General features: G+C 55.4%; 11 protein-coding genes. 7 read left to right on the top strand and 4 right to left on the bottom strand.

Features of this window, described 5'->3' with window-relative positions; translation table 11 throughout:
• The first annotated feature begins 69 nt into the window (after positions 1 to 69).
• A complete protein-coding gene (locus KVT34_RS19290; protein WP_217560438.1) occupies positions 70 to 816 on the top strand; it encodes an HAD family hydrolase in 747 nt (248 codons plus the stop codon).
• 256 nt (positions 817 to 1,072) lie between these two features.
• Here the strand turns inward: KVT34_RS19290 and KVT34_RS19285 are convergent, their stop codons facing one another.
• The 3 genes from KVT34_RS19285 to KVT34_RS19275 all read right to left on the bottom strand — a co-directional run bounded on the left by KVT34_RS19285 (position 1,073) and on the right by KVT34_RS19275 (position 8,202).
• Entirely contained in the window at positions 1,073 to 2,557 is a 1,485-nt protein-coding gene (locus tag KVT34_RS19285; RefSeq protein WP_217560437.1) for a glutamate synthase subunit beta, read from the bottom strand.
• A gap of 43 nt (positions 2,558 to 2,600) precedes the next feature.
• The gene (gene gltB / locus KVT34_RS19280; protein WP_217560436.1) at positions 2,601 to 7,190 is read right to left on the bottom strand and encodes a glutamate synthase large subunit; all 4,590 of its coding nucleotides are present in this window, start codon (positions 7,188 to 7,190) and stop codon (positions 2,601 to 2,603) included.
• 382 nt (positions 7,191 to 7,572) lie between these two features.
• Positions 7,573 to 8,202, bottom strand: a complete 630-nt coding sequence (locus KVT34_RS19275; protein ID WP_217560435.1) for a YdcF family protein — start codon at positions 8,200 to 8,202, stop codon at positions 7,573 to 7,575.
• Between the two features lie 246 nt (positions 8,203 to 8,448).
• Here KVT34_RS19275 and KVT34_RS19270 point away from each other — a divergent pair, with 246 nt between their 5' ends.
• The 6 genes from KVT34_RS19270 to KVT34_RS19245 all read left to right on the top strand — a co-directional run bounded on the left by KVT34_RS19270 (position 8,449) and on the right by KVT34_RS19245 (position 14,313).
• Entirely contained in the window at positions 8,449 to 9,027 is a 579-nt protein-coding gene (locus KVT34_RS19270) for a thymidine kinase (protein WP_042234117.1), read from the top strand.
• A gap of 106 nt (positions 9,028 to 9,133) precedes the next feature.
• Positions 9,134 to 10,240, top strand: coding sequence for an MGDG synthase family glycosyltransferase (locus KVT34_RS19265; protein ID WP_217560434.1), 1,107 nt, complete (start codon positions 9,134 to 9,136; stop codon positions 10,238 to 10,240).
• Positions 10,241 to 10,489: 249 nt separating this feature from the next.
• A complete protein-coding gene (locus KVT34_RS19260) occupies positions 10,490 to 11,473 on the top strand; it encodes a M23 family metallopeptidase (protein ID WP_217560433.1) in 984 nt (327 codons plus the stop codon).
• A 1-nt stretch (position 11,474) separates the two neighbouring features.
• A complete protein-coding gene (locus KVT34_RS19255; RefSeq protein WP_217560432.1) occupies positions 11,475 to 11,915 on the top strand; it encodes a bactofilin family protein in 441 nt (146 codons plus the stop codon).
• A gap of 85 nt (positions 11,916 to 12,000) precedes the next feature.
• Complete coding sequence (locus KVT34_RS19250) at positions 12,001 to 12,879, top strand: DUF2935 domain-containing protein (protein ID WP_217560431.1); 879 nt, start codon at positions 12,001 to 12,003, stop codon at positions 12,877 to 12,879.
• Between the two features lie 84 nt (positions 12,880 to 12,963).
• On the top strand, positions 12,964 to 14,313 hold the full coding sequence (locus tag KVT34_RS19245; protein WP_217560430.1) for a hydroxysqualene dehydroxylase: 1,350 nt from the start codon (positions 12,964 to 12,966) through the stop codon (positions 14,311 to 14,313).
• 100 nt (positions 14,314 to 14,413) lie between these two features.
• Here KVT34_RS19245 and KVT34_RS19240 read toward each other — a convergent pair whose 3' ends face one another.
• Complete coding sequence (locus tag KVT34_RS19240; protein ID WP_217560429.1) at positions 14,414 to 15,463, bottom strand: ABC transporter substrate-binding protein; 1,050 nt, start codon at positions 15,461 to 15,463, stop codon at positions 14,414 to 14,416.
• Between the last annotated feature and the right edge of the window lie 25 nt (positions 15,464 to 15,488).

The raw sequence follows: 15,488 nt of genomic DNA, 5'->3' as shown, positions 1-15,488 counted from the left end.
TGGGTTATCTAAACCGGACATGGTATAATAATCGTTAAACCTATCTATAGAGACCAGGAGAGAAAGCACATGAGACAAACCATTTTGTTCGATCTGGATGACACCCTCATTCACTGCAACAAATATTTTAATGTCGTGATTCAGCAGTTCGTGGATACGATGCTGACCTGGTTCGCGGGCCATCGCCTTTCGGATGAAGACATTAAACACAAACAGCTTGAAATAGATTTGGCGGGTGTGGAAATCCACGGTTTCAAAGCGGAGCGTTTTCCGCAGTCGTTTATCGAAACGTATCATTTTTATTCCGATTTTTATGACAGAACTCCTCGAAAAGAAGAGGAAGAGTGGCTTTATCAGCTCGGCAACAGCGTCTACGAACATTCGATCGAACCATATCCGATGATGGACACGACTCTTCAATCCCTGACGGACCAGGGGCATGAGCTGTACCTGTACACAGGCGGCGACGCAACGATCCAGATGCGTAAAATCGAGGAAGCCGGGCTTCACCGCTACTTCGGCGAACGGATTTTCGTCGCGCTGCACAAAACCCGTGAATTTATGGAAACTCTTATCCATACCCAGCAGTTCGAGCGCGCCCGCACCTGGATGATCGGCAACTCCGTACGGACCGACGTCCTTCCGGCCATCGAGGCGGGGATCAACGCCATTCACATTCCGGCTCAGCTGGAGTGGAAATACAACATTGTCGATATTACCGCCACGCCGAAAGGCGCCTTCTTCACGCTGCCTTCCCTGACGGAAGTTCCGAAGGTCATATCCGACTACAGCGGCAAACAGGCCGTTAATCTGTAAAAAAGTTCAAACGCCTATAAAGCAACCTGCCCAGGCTGCTTTATAGGCGTTTTTGCCGTTTAGGGGACGGGCTTTGGGTCGACCACCGTCATTTGACATCGAGTACCGCGCGCCGGGAGCTTCACGCGGAGACGGAAGGAGCTTTCCGTCAGATGTGGCAGGGAAACGGGCAGTGTGGATGTCCGGACCGTTTCACGCCTATTCCCTATTCTTGCACGCAAAAAAGGAGCCATTCGGCTCCTTTTGTTAGTTTTCCTTATGGAAGGTTCGAGCTGCCCATCAAGAAACGGTCCACTTCGCGTGCCGCTTCCCGTCCTTCGTTGATGGCCCAGACGACCAGGCTCTGTCCGCGGCGAACGTCGCCGGCGGCGAAGATGCCTTCCACGTTCGTCTTGTACTTGCCGTACTGCGCTTTCGCATTCGAACGCACGTCTCTTTCAATGCCAAGCTGGTCGAGCAGACTCTGCTCGGGACCCGCAAAGCCCATGGCCAGGAAGACCAGCTGAGCCGGATAAACCTTCTCGCTGCCTTCCACTTCCTCAGGAACAAGACGGCCTTGATCATCGCTTCTCCAGCGGACTTTGACGGTTTTGAGCCCCGTCAGGTTGCCGTTCTCGTCGCCGACAAAGTTTTCACTCAGCGTCAGGTACTCGCGCGGATCTTTGCCATGGACGGCTTTCGCTTCCTCGTGGCCGTACTCCAGCTTGTAAACCTTCGGCCATTCCGGCCAAGGGTTGCTCACCGCACGGGTTTCCGGCGGCTTCTCGCGGTATTGGAACTGCACGACGCTTTTCGCTTTGTGGCGAACGGCGGTCGCCACGCAGTCGGTACCGGTATCGCCGCCGCCGATGACGATCACGTCTTTGCCTTCGGCGTTGATGTACTCGCCGTCGGCCAGGTTGGAATCGAGCAGACTCTTGGTGTTCTTATGCAGGAACTCCATCGCCGGGTAGATACCTTTAAACTCGCGTCCTTTAATATCCAGTTCACGGGGACGAGTAGCGCCGATAGCCAGAATAACGGCATCGAACTCTTCCTTCAACTGATCGACCGGCACATTTTTGCCGATTTCCGCATTGGTTACGAAGTTAACGCCTTCCGCCGCCAGCAGGTCTACCCGGCGCTGCACGAGATGCTTCTCGAGCTTCATGTTCGGGATGCCGTAGGTCAACAGTCCGCCGATCCGGTCGTCACGCTCGTAAACGGTCACGGTGTGACCCGCTTTGTTGAGCTGCGCCGCCGCCGCGAGTCCGGTCGGGCCGGAGCCGATGACGGCGACTTTCTTGCCCGTACGCGTTTTCGGCGGTTCCGGTACGATCCAGCCTTCTTCGAAACCGCGGTCAACGATCGCCTTCTCGATGTCCTTGATCGTAACCGGAGAATCGATCAGCCCCACCGTACAAGAGCCTTCGCATGGAGCGGGACAGACCCGGCCGGTGAATTCCGGGAAGTTGTTCGTCTTGTGGAGCCGGTCAAGGGCTTCGCGCCATTGACCGCGATAGACGAGGTCATTCCATTCCGGAATGAGGTTGTTTACCGGACAACCAGTCGTTGATCCGGCAATAATTTTGCCTGTATGACAATACGGAATGCCGCAGTCCATACAGCGCGCTCCCTGAACCTGCAGTTTCTCTTCGGAATTTTTGTTGTAAAATTCCTTCCAGTCCTGAATCCGCTGCAGAGGGGCGCGCTCGGCGGGCAGCTCGCGTTGAAACTCGATAAATCCGGTAGGTTTTCCCATTGCGCTTCCTCCATCGTATAGAATCTGTCCTGCTCGTTATGAATTAGTTACCGCCGACACGGGCCAGATCGCGCGTGTTTTCTTCGAACGCCTTCATAACGGCATCCTGCTGGCTCAGCCCGGATCTCTTCATCCGCTCGATAGCATCGAACATCCGTTTATAATCCTTCGGAATGACTTTTACGAATTTCCAGATATATTCATCCCAACGGCCCAGCACGCGGTGTGCGATCGAGCTGTCGGTAAAGGTTGCGTGATACTGAATCATCAGCTTCAGTTCGTTGATTTCGTAACTTTCTTCCACTTGCTCCAGCGACACCATCTCGGTGTTGCAGCGGCTGGCCATCGTGCCGTCCTCGTCGAGGACGTACGCTACGCCGCCGGACATCCCCGCCGCGAAGTTGCGGCCGGTCTTGCCGAGGATGACGACGCGTCCGCCCGTCATGTACTCGCAGCCGTGGTCGCCCACGCCTTCGACAACGACGCGCACGCCGGAGTTGCGGACAGCGAAGCGTTCGCCCGCGATACCGCGGATATACGCTTCCCCGTCGGTAGCGCCGTAGAAGCCCACGTTGCCGATGACGATGTTCTCTTCCGGCACGAATGTCGATTCGCTCGGCGGGAAGATGATGACTTTACCGCCGGACAATCCCTTGCCGACGTAATCGTTGGCGTCGCCTTCCAGCGACAAGGTCACGCCCTTCGGCACGAATGCGCCGAAGCTTTGGCCGGCGGAGCCGGTGAAATGCAGGCGGATCGTGTCGTGCGGGAGCCCTTTCGCGCCGTAACGGCGGGTCACTTCGCTGCCGAGAATCGTGCCGACAACCCGGTTCGTGTTGTTGATCGGCAGTTCGATGCGGACGTGATCCTGGTACTCCAGCGCAGGTTGACAGAGCGGAAGAATCTCGCGCATGTCGAGCGATTTCTCCAGGCCGTGATCCTGCTGCATCTGGTTGTAACGGCCGACCTCTTCCGGCATCTCCGGCTGGTGAAGCAGCGGGCTCAGATCGAGGCCTTGAAGCTTCCAGTGGCCCGCTTCTTCTTCCTGGGCCAGGAATTCGGTACGGCCGATCATCTCTTCCAGCGTGCGGAAGCCAAGCTCCGCCATCGTTTCGCGGACATCCTGCGCGATGAAGTGCATGAAGTTCACGACATGCTCCGGTTCGCCCATGAAATGCTTGCGAAGCTCCGGATTTTGCGTCGCTACGCCGACCGGGCACGTGTCGAGGTGACACACGCGCATCATGATGCAGCCCAGCGAGATGAGCGGAGCCGTGGAGAAGCCGTATTCCTCGGCTCCCAGCAGCGCTGCGACGATCACGTCGCGACCGGTCATCATTTTGCCGTCGGATTCCAGCACGACGCGGCTTCTCAGGTTGTTCAGGATGAGCGTCTGGTGAGCTTCGGCCAGGCCCAGCTCCCAAGGAAGTCCCGCGTGGCGGATGCTCGTCTGCGGCGAAGCGCCCGTACCGCCGTCGTAGCCGCTGATCAGGATAACGTCCGCCTTGCCCTTGGCCACGCCGGCCGCGATGGTGCCGACACCGACTTCGGAGACGAGCTTCACGCTGATGCGGGCCTGAGGGTTCGCATTCTTGAGATCGTGGATCAGTTCCGCCAGATCCTCGATGGAATAGATGTCATGGTGCGGAGGCGGGGAGATAAGGCCGACGCCGGCCGTCGTACCGCGCACTTCCGCTACCCAAGGGTATACTTTCTTGCCCGGCAGCTGCCCGCCTTCTCCCGGCTTGGCGCCTTGGGCCATCTTGATCTGAATCTCGTCGGCATTGACGAGGTAATTGCTCGTTACGCCGAACCGGCCGGAAGCTACCTGCTTGATGGAGCTTCTGCGCAGATCGCCGTTCTCATCCGGCGTGAAGCGGTTCGGATGCTCTCCGCCCTCGCCGGTGTTGCTGCGGCCGCCGATACGGTTCATGGCGATGGCAAGCGCTTCGTGCGCTTCCTTGCTGATGGAACCGAAAGACATGGCGCCGGTTTTGAACCGCTTGAAGATCGCTTCGATCGGCTCGACTTCCGACACCGGAACCGGCGAGCGGTCCGATTTCAGCTTAAGCAGTCCGCGCAGCGAAGCCGCTTTCTTGGACTCGCGGTTGATGAGCTCAGCGAATTTTTTGTACATGGAATAGTCATTGTTCCGCACCGCGGTTTGCAGCGAGTGGATCGTCTCCGGCGTGAACACGTGATCCTCGCCGTCCTGACGCCATTGCAGTTCTCCGCCGGCATCCAGAACACGGTCGCGTCCGTCACGCGGGGAATAAGCCCGCTCATGGCGATGCAGCGTCTCCTGCGCCACTCCGTCGAGGCCGATGCCTTCGACAGGCGTGTAGGTCCAGGTGAAGTAACGGTCCACGAATTCCTGGCTGAGGCCGACCGCTTCGAAAATCTGCGCGCCCCGGTAACTCTGGATGGTCGAAATCCCCATTTTCGCCAGGACTTTGACGACCCCTTTGGTCGATGCCTTGATGTAGTTATAGGAAGCTTTCTCTTCCGTGATATCTCTAATTTGACCGTGGCCGATCATATCTTTAAGCGTCTCGAAAGCGAGATACGGGTTGATCGCGCCCGCTCCATAGCCAAGCAGCAGAGCGAAATGATGCACTTCGCGCGGTTCGCCGGACTCGACGATCAGGCTCGCTTTGGTTCTTGTTCCCTGACGGATCAGATGATGGTGCAGGCCCGCAACGGCCAGCAGGGCCGGAATAGCCGCCTGTTCCCCGTCCATGTCTCTGTCGGAGAGGATCAGGAAAGTTGCTCCGTCTGCAATCGCTTCATCGGCAGCCGTGTACAGCTCCTCCATCGCCTGCTCAAGCCCTTGGCTTCCCGACGATGCCCGGAAGAGAGTCTTAAGCGTGACGGATTTAAAGCCCTCACGCTTGATGTGACGCAGCTTCGCCAGTTCCTCGTTGGAGATAACCGGAGTCGGAATCCGGATCTGACGACAACTTTCCGCTTCCGGACGGATCAGGTTGCGCTCCGGTCCGATCGTCGTCTCCTGCGCCGTGACGATTTCCTCGAAGTTGGAGTCGATCGGCGGGTTCGTTACTTGAGCGAACAACTGCTTGAAGTAGCTGTAAAGCAGCTGCGGACGTTCCGACAGAACGGCCAAAGGCGCGTCATACCCCATGGAACCGATCGGGTCGACGCCGGTTTTGGCCATCGGCTCAAGAAATTTACGGAGATACTCGAATGTGTATCCGAATGCCTGCTGGCGCTGAACGAGCAGATCGTGTTCCGGCTGCGGCTCGGAAGCGGCTTCCGGCAGTTCTCCGATGGAAACGAGATGCTTCTTGATCCATTCCTGGTAAGGCTGCTCGTTAACGATCTGTCCTTTGATCTCCTCATCGGTCAGAATGCGGCCTGCCACCGTATCGACGACAAGCATGCGTCCCGGCTGCAGACGTTCTTTGCGCGCAATGCGCTCCGGTTCGATGCTGAGCACGCCGACTTCGGATGAAAGGACGATAAGATCGTCATGCGTGACATAATAACGGGCCGGGCGAAGACCGTTGCGGTCAAGCAAGGCGCCGATAATGCGGCCGTCCGTGAACGAAATCGCGGCAGGACCGTCCCAAGGCTCCATCAAGGTGCTGTGGTATTCGTAAAAAGCGCGTTTGGCCGGATCCATCGTTTCATGCTTGGACCACGGCTCCGGAACCATCATCATGGCCGCGTGCGGCAAAGAACGTCCGGATAGCGTAAGGAATTCGAGCGTGTTATCGAGAATTTGAGAATCCGATCCGTCGTTATCGACAATCGGGAGCAGACTTTGGAAATTTTCACCGAACAAATCCGTTTGGATCATAGCTTGACGGGCGTGCATCCAGTTAACGTTGCCCCGCAGGGTATTGATTTCACCGTTGTGGATGACGTAGCGGTAAGGGTGGGCGCGTTCCCAGCTTGGAAAAGTGTTGGTACTGAAACGGGAGTGAACGAGGGCCATTGCTGTCTCGAAGGACGGGTCTTGCAGTTCCGTGTAATAAGCGTCTACCTGCTCGGGAGTGAGCATGCCTTTATATACGATGGTACGGCTGGATAAGCTGGGGAAGTAAAGCGGCGTGTTATCCAGGGCGCGGGTTTCATTCTCGATCCGCTTGCGGATGACATACAGTTTGCGTTCGAAGTTCAGTTCGTCCTGGATATCTCCGCTGCGGGCGATGAACAACTGACGCACGAAAGGCTCGGAAGCTTTGGCCGATTCGCCGAGAGTGGCATTCTCGGTAGGAACCGTTCGCCAGCCCAGGAACTGCTGGCCTTCCTCCTTGATAATCCGCTCCGCGATGCGCTCGCACTGCTGTCTGGCTTCCAGCTCTTGCGGGAGGAAAGCCATGCCGACGCCGTAAGTACCGGCTTCCGGCAGAGATATGTTTTCTTCGGCGCAAACCTTGCTGAGAAAACCGTGCGGAATCTGCAGCAGGATACCGGCGCCGTCACCCGTATTGGCTTCGCTGCCCTGGCCACCCCGGTGGTCCAGATTGCAAAGCACATTCAACGCCTGCCCGACGATTTCGTGGGAAGGCCTGCCTTTCATATTCGCAACAAAACCAATCCCGCAGGCATCATGCTCGAACCGCGGATCGTACAAACCTTGTTTGGAAGGGGAAGCGTTTCTGTTCATGATTGTGCAACCTTTCCTTTTGTTTATTTGGGTACATCAACGTTTCATGCCTGCATTAAAGGGGTGAAGTCCGGAAATACGCGCGTAACTTGCCAAATTCACCCGTATTTGTCCAAAAACCGAATCTTTTAGCGATTCGCCTCGATATTTTTCTATTATATTAACATTAGACTTTCTAGAGTGCAATTTAAAAAAAGGTTATGGGTTGAAAAAAAAATTTAATGGGAAACCCTGGACAGGGCTTGAAACTCAGAGATTCCGGGGGAAAATATCGTTTTTTTCGAATCTACAAATCTACCATTTAATGTTAGTTTACAAAATTTTCAAATCCGAAAGTTAACATGGACTTACCCTCGAAATGTTTGTGTTTGGACAGAAAGCATTAACCGATTCCGATCGTCTTTAAAAGGCGTTCGCCCATAAAATAAGTAATTCCGGCACATTCTCGCAGCGTATAATAGTAAATTTTCACGGGTTTGATCCGGACCGGCTTAGCCGTTACGTTCATGTTTAGACTCTTTGCCATAAGCAGGGAACGGTACGTATGAAAACCGTGCGTTACGATAATCGCCGTGTCCCACTTCTCCCTCTCCATGATCTTACGGCTGTTGTCCAAATTCTCTATCGTGGATGTGGATTCATCCTCCAAAAAGACCGCCGACTCCGGGATGCCTTTGCCGACGAGGTAGCTCCGCATCACACTGGCTTCCGTCGGTTCGCTTGTCGTCGTTCCGCCCGTTGCGATGATATTTTTGGCCAGTCCGCCGCGGTAAGCCTCAACAGCGGTATCCAGCCGCTCTTTCATCGCGTTGCTGGGCTTTCCGTTCCAGACGGCCGCGCCCAGAATAATGATCGTATCGCTCTCGGTAACATGGGAATTCTCGCCCACATAATAAATCCATCCGCTCATTCCTACTATATATAATAGGAGAGCTCCCATGCAGGACAAGACGCCGTACAACCATCGTTTCCATCGTTTGTTCTTCCGTCTGCCTTCCCGTACGGCCTTCATTCCGCCTTCATCCTGCCTCTCTTCTCCGGTACCGCTCCGCCGGACGGAGGCCCGTCCCGAACGGCCGTGTCTTTATTCTTCTATCATAACTTGACGTTATGAAGTTATCTACACAAAAAGGCAGGTTTTACCACTTTCCTCCATCTCTCGGATTCCGCTTCCATCCATGCCCTTTTTTCCGACGCATAAAACATGCTATGATAGCATATACCTGATGGTTTATTGGTAACAGAGAGGACGACACCTGTGGCTAAATTATATTTTCGATACGGAACCATGAACAGCGGTAAATCCATTGAAGTGCTGCGCACTGTTCACAACTACGAAGAACAGGGTAAGAAAGTATTACTCTTCACCCCCTCGGTGGATGACCGGAGCGGAGTCGGTATCGTTGCCTCCCGAATCGGTATGCAGAAGAGCGCCATCGTCATTCAAGACGGGGTAAATATGAAAGAACTTGCGGCCAAAGAACGGCCGAATTGTATTTTGATCGACGAAGCTCAATTTCTTAATGCCGGACAGATCGAACAGCTTGCCGAAATCGCGGACGACCTTAATATACCGGTTATCGCCTACGGGCTGCGGGCAGATTTTATGGGACAGCTTTTCGAAGGAAGCGCCAGTTTGTTCGCCATCGCCGATAAAATCGAGGAAATCAAAACCGTGTGCTGGTATTGCGATAAAAAAGCTACGATGAACATGCGCTGCAAAGACGGCGTCCCTATTTTTCACGGGGAGCAAATCCAGATCGGCGGCAACGAGAGCTACATTCCCGTCTGCCGGAAATGTTACACAGATAAGAAAAGAGAGGCGGGTCAGCACTGACCGCCGAACGCAGAATGCCCGATCCGGCGCCAGACCTCCATTCAGAATTCAGAGCCTGCACGCGCGCTTCCCGGCTATTTTGTCGATTAAGGAAAGGTGAGGTTTCTTGAGAAAAAAACGAATTCTGCTCCTTTCGGAGGGATTCGGATCCGGACATACCCAGGCGGCTCACGCATTAGCGTCCGCTCTGCGCAGGACGAATCCCGGGCTGATCATCCGCGTGCTGGAACTCGGTGCGTTTCTTCATCCGACGATAGCACCCTGGATCTTTACGGCTTATCGCAAAACAGTCGTTTCCCAACCGAAGCTGTACGGGAAGCTTTACCGCTCCCAGTCGAAAAAGCCGCTGAACGGTTTTTTGCAGCATGCCCTGCACCGCATTTTCTACCGCAAGGCGGAAGCCGTGATCGAGCAGCTGCGGCCGGACATTATCATCTGTACCCATCCTTTTCCGAACTTGATCGTATCGCGATTGAAGAAACAACATGGGCTCCATATCCCGCTCTGCACGCTGCTGACGGACTATGATGCCCACGGATCGTGGATCAACGATGAAGTGGACAGGTATTTCGTCTCGGCCCCCGACGTCAAACGCAGACTTGTGGCGAAAGGCGTTTCTTCCCGCAGAATCAAAGTGACGGGCCTGCCCGTTCACCCGAGTATCAGCGAGCAGTATTCGGTCGATGAGATTTACCTGGAGTTCGGGCTCCGGGATATGCCGACCGTGATGCTGATGGGCGGCGGCTGGGGCCTTCTCGACGAGAAGCTGCTGAAGCGCATCGTCCAGTGGCGCGACCGCGTCCAACTGCTCTTCTGTCTCGGCACGAACGAGAAGGCGCGCCAGCAGCTTCTGTCGAATGAGCTGTACCGGCATCCGAACATTCATCTGTTCGGGTACACCCGGGAGATCGGCAAGCTCATGGAGGTGTCCGACCTCCTGATCACCAAGCCGGGCGGCATGACCTGCACGGAGGCCATGATCAAAGGCGTGCCGATGCTTTTCTATAATCCGATTCCGGGCCAGGAGGAAGAGAACTGCCAATACTTCACGGAGCACGGCTACGGGGAGGAATTGACTTCCCTGAGTGAGCTGGACGGTTATTTCACCCGGTTTATGGAAAATAGGCGCGATAAAAATAAAAACACCCGTAAAGGCAGCAGCCGGCGCTTATCCAGCCTGTTCGCCAAAAGCGTCATGCAGATGCTGCGCTGACGTACTTGTGTCTTGGAATTCACACTATACTCACATCATATGGAAGAGCTATGACCACTCCTTCAAAAAGGGAGAAGTCAGAGCTCTTTTTTCGTTTACCTTCTTTTTTTCAGGTTCTGTTTTTAGCGTAAGAACAGGCATTTCAGCCTCTTTGCCCGTTATTTGTCCGAATTTATGCGGCATGTACGCCAAAAGTCCTGAATACAATTCGATAGGGGTTCGGTTTCGCGCGAAAGGAAGGTTCATCGCATGAAGACCAAAGAGGACAAGAAAGAACTGACGCTTATGTTCATTCCCGGCGCCGACAAGCGGGTCGTCCGTTTCAAGATTCCCCGCATCAGCCTGTATGCCGTTCCATCCGCCGCCGCCCTTGTCATCCTCGGCTTCTCCCTGACCATCTACGTCCAGAACACCAGCCACCGGAGCACAACGGAGCAGCTTACCGAAACGTTTACCGGTCAGGAAAAGCAGCTTACCGAACAGTTGATGCTGAAAGATTCGGAGCTTGAAAAGCTGCAGATCGAACTGATCGATTTATCCAAGCAGGCCGAGCAGTTCAAAAGCAAGCTGGAAGAAATCCGCAAGTTGGAGAATAAGATCAGTCCGGGCACTGCGGTTTCTTCCGGAAAAAACACTGCTGCCCCGCCTTCATCCCTTCCCGATGTCGGCGGCACGGAAATACCGGTCGGCACCCGCGAAATGAACGAACTGGCGGCGCAAACAAGGTCCAGCCTCTCCGGGATGATCGGCGACATCGACGGTCTCCTTGTCCAGTTGACGGAGAGCGAGCGGAAGCTGGAGGAAGCCCGCCGGCTGAAACGAATCACCCCCACCATCTGGCCGTCGGATTCCCGCACGGTCACCTCGGGTTTCGGGGTGAGGCAGGATCCTTTCACCGGGAGGCCCAATGTGCACACCGGCCTCGACATTGACGGCGAGTTGAACGATCCCGTCTATGCCGCTGCCGACGGCACGGTCACTGCGGCCGGTTACGATTCCCAACACGGGAATCATATCCGCATCGACCATACGAGAGGCATCGAAACCGAATACCTCCATCTGAACAAGATGGAGGTACAGACAGGCAGCACCGTCCGGAAGGGCCAAATTATCGGATGCGTCGGAACGACCGGACGCAGCACCGGGACACATCTGCATTACGAAGTCCACAAAAACGGCACGAAAATCAACCCCTCTCCTTACCTTATTTCCGATCGAAAGGATGATAACTGACATGGTATTCGATAAAAAACGGAATACGGACAACAAAACGACCGACACCATCATCGGAGAAAGCACGGTCTGCGAAGGAAAGATTATTTCGGAAGCCAGTCTTCGTATCGAAGGACAGGTGCTGGGAGACATCGAATGCTCAGGCGATATTGTCATCGGGGAAAATGCGGTCGTTCATTCATCCATCCAGGCAAGGGACGTCACGATAGCGGGTAAAGTCAAAGGCGATGTCGCGACAAAAGGCAAGCTGACCGTGATGAGCACCGGAGAATTGATCGGCAACATTCAGGTCCGGGCTTTCATCATGCAGGAAGGCGGCGTGTTCCAGGGAACGAGCACAATGACGGCTTCCGGGCAGGACGACAAAGCGCCGAGTCCGATCTCAAGCGCCCCTTCGGCCAAGAACCGCAAAGAAGAGCAGTCCCTCGCCAGCGCCAACTAACAGAAGGACTGCATCTAAGGCGCATCGTCGCGCGCACACCTTGCAGTCATCGGTCAGGCATACCAAAGAACGGGAGGTTTTTACGGTGGCCCCAACACCCAAGCTCAGCGTATGGACGGAGCACCGTTTCTGGCTAGGCATTCTTTATGATCATGCGACCTTCGTATGGCAGGCCCTCGCACCGAGCGAGCAGCCCCTTATTCAGACCGCAAACGGATTCCGCCAAGCTTTCGCCGCCCTTATCAAGCAAGTCGAACTGACTCCGCAGGATCTGCCGGTATCTTCACCGGTGATGATCAAGCTGGCCCAGGATATCCTACCGGCCGCAAGCGGCTACTACCAGTTCGAAGGACACATCCAAAGCCTGCGGATAAGCAACAAAATCGTACTGGAGCTGACTCCCTCTTACTTTAACGGCACGTTAATCGAGAACGAGGAATATCTCCGGCTGCTGTCATTCTGGACCCGGGGCGTCGAGGCGGAAGAATTGACGCTCTACGGACTGCTGGACATGTGGCTGGAGGATCAACTCGGCCATGCCGTTCTGCTCTGGGACCACCTGGACCCCGTAGAAATCGAATTGTCGGAGCAGGCCCGCCGGTATTCCAATACCTTTCAGGCTTACATGGTCAAAAATCGCGCCATGGGCGGCTATCTCCGCTTCACCCCTCCGGGTTTCCCGGCCCAGCGCCGTTTTGCGGCGGATGTGGCGGTAGCCATCATCAAGTTCTATGACTTTGTCGTTCAAGTCATCGACATGTATGTCGATGAAGAACTTCTCAGCCGCTTGACGCTCCGGTTCCTGGATCACCATCTGCCGGAAAGCTGCTATTTTCTCAATAAACTGGCCGTCTATGAACCGAACCTGAAGATTCCGGGCAACTGCTTTCTCTACAAGCCGATAGCACCCAATGAAAATATCCCGTACCCGCAGCTTATGCCTCCGCAGCCCCGGGAGGATTAATCCGCACTTCCCCGGGGTAAAGGGGTATAGATGCGGGTAAGGCCATGTCCCCCGCTTACTTACAGAAAAGAGGCGGTGGAGATCGTGAACGATTCGCAATTCGATACGCTTATTGTCGGTTCGGGCCTGGCGGGCCTTAGCTGCGCGTTTGAGCTAGCCGAACAAGGACAACGCGTACATATTATAGAAGCGGCGCCTTTCGCCGGAGGCCGAACATCGAACTGGTCGGATGCCGGTATGGAAGTCGAATCGGGCTTTCATAAATTTATCGGATTTTATGAAGCGCTCCCGAATCTGCTGAGAAGAGCAAGGATTAAACCGAACAGTATGCTGACTTGGGAAAAAACGTTCGAGATCCGGCTCCCCGACCGGGAAACGGCCGGAGAATTCGGAATCGCCCCTTTGAAATCCCCCATCAAAACGATTGCGGGAGCTTTCACCAACAACGATATTATTTCTCCGGCCGACAAAGCTTCCCTGATGCCCTTTGTGGCCGAGGGCCTCAAGCTGCTGTCGGAGAACCGGATGGAGCTGGATACGTACAGCGTAGCCGAATTCGCCCGCAAGCACGGCGTCAAGGACGAGGCGCTGCGCCATGTGCTGGGGCCGCTTACGTCCGGCGTGCTGTTCCTCCCGCCGGAGGACTATTCCGCGCTCGTCTTCTTCGGGCTTTTTGCGCCGGGGGTGCCGAAGTTTTACAAGATGCAGATCGGCGGGTTCAACGGCGGCATGACCGACGTCATGATCAACCCTCTGCTCGCGGCGCTGGAAAAAAGGGGCTGCCGGATCAGCCTGAGCACTCCGGCCGAGGGACTCAGCCTTGAAGACGGCCGAGTCACAGGCGTCTCCTTGCAGGAAGGCGGAACTCTGCGCGCCACTCATGTCGTCATCGCCACGGAAATCTCGGCGGCCAAGCGGCTGCTCCAGCCGCCTTTCGGAGGAGAGGCGTGGTATCAGCCTCTAGGGGAGCTGCCGACGATGCCCGACGTGACGATTCAGTTGGAGCTCAGCGAGCCGCTCCTTCCGCAGGACCGCGTTACTTTCGGTCCGGGCACGTGCATCGGCAGCTTCAGCGAGCAGTCGCGCACGACGTTTCCGCACCTACCCGGCCGCCTCTCCATGATCCTCTCACCCCCGGACGAATTCATCGACATGCCCGATGATCTCGTTTTCGAGCGGGTGTGCGCGGATGCGGACAAGCTCGGCCTCGACCTGCGCGCGAAGGCCAAGGATTACCGGGTGATCCGCAGACCGGATCACTTCTATTCCGTCCGACCCGGAAGCGAGAAGCTCCGCCCCGAGCAGCGCACGCCGGTGCCCGGCCTCGCCCTTGCCGGCGACTATACGCGCCAGCCGATGTTCGCGACGATGGAAGGCGCGGTCCTCTCGGGGCGTAAGGCGGCCGAAGCCGTGCTGGGCCGGGAGCTGAGCTGAGCCCAGGAGCAGGCCCTGCGTCACGAAGCGGACACCGCCTTCCAACCAAAAAGGACAGCCGAATAACCGGCTGTCCTTTTTTTCAACTCTTTTATAAAATTTACTTCTTCTCTTTCTTCACTTCGTCCAGAAGCGACAGATCCAGGAACTTGCTCAGATCCAGCTCTTCTTTCTTCACGTTCTTGATGAAGCCGGCATCGATCGAGACTTTTGCCATCTCTTCAATCGCTTCCTTGCTCACATCCGGCGTCAGATTGAGACGAGAGAGCGCCGCTTTGATCAGTTCGTTATCGAGCCCTTTCCCGCTCAGCTTTTTAAGCTGATTGTTAATCAGGTCGTAGGACTTATCGGGGTTGCTTTTGATGAAGTTAATGGCATCGATATTCGCCTGGATCGCGCCTTTGGCCATATCGCGGTGGTCTTTCAGGAACTTGTCGCCCGCGACCAGGATCGTAAGCGGGTAGTTGCCGTTGTTCGGCGGGATTTTGTCCCAATCCACGAGGATTTGACCGATGCCTTCCTTCTCCATCTGCGTTCCCCACGGTTCCGGGATAAGCGTAGCGTCGACTTCTTTCTGGCGCATCGCAACCAGCGTATCCGCCGGAGCGCGGGCGATAATCTCCACGCCGGATTTATCCGTCGTCACTTTCAGCCCTTCCTGCTGGAGAAGCAGGCGCAGCGAAATTTCGTTCGTGCTGCCGCGCGTCGGGATGGCGACGGTTTTGCCTACAAGATCTTTTACGCTCGAAATTCCCGCGTCTTTACGGACAGCCAATACGGCGCCGCCGTTGTTGGAACCGGAAATGACTTTGAAGTTTTTGCTTTTCAGGTATTGGTTGGTGGAGGGTCCGGGACCGACGAAGCCAAGGTCAATCTGATCCGTAGCCAGTGCGGTCGAAAAGTCCGAGCCGTTATCGAATGCCGTAACTTCCACTTTGACGCCCTCGCCCCAATACTTCTCGAAATATTTATTTTCGAGCGCCACATAACCGGCGGCATGCGTAACGTTTTTGAAAATACCGACGCGGACGGTTTCCGGCTTCTTGCCGTCGCCGCTTCCGCCGGAGCTTTTGGAATCCCCGCCGCCGCATGCGGTGAGCACCGTACCGACCAGCAGAATGAGTGCAAGCAGCCAAGCTGTTTTTTTCATTGTAAACTCCCCTTTATCTGTTCTT

The organism is Paenibacillus sp. GbtcB18, assembly GCF_019091125.1.
Classification (GTDB): domain Bacteria; phylum Bacillota; class Bacilli; order Paenibacillales; family NBRC-103111; genus Paenibacillus_F; species Paenibacillus_F chitinolyticus.
This window is presented reverse-complemented; position numbering and strand designations above follow the sequence as displayed.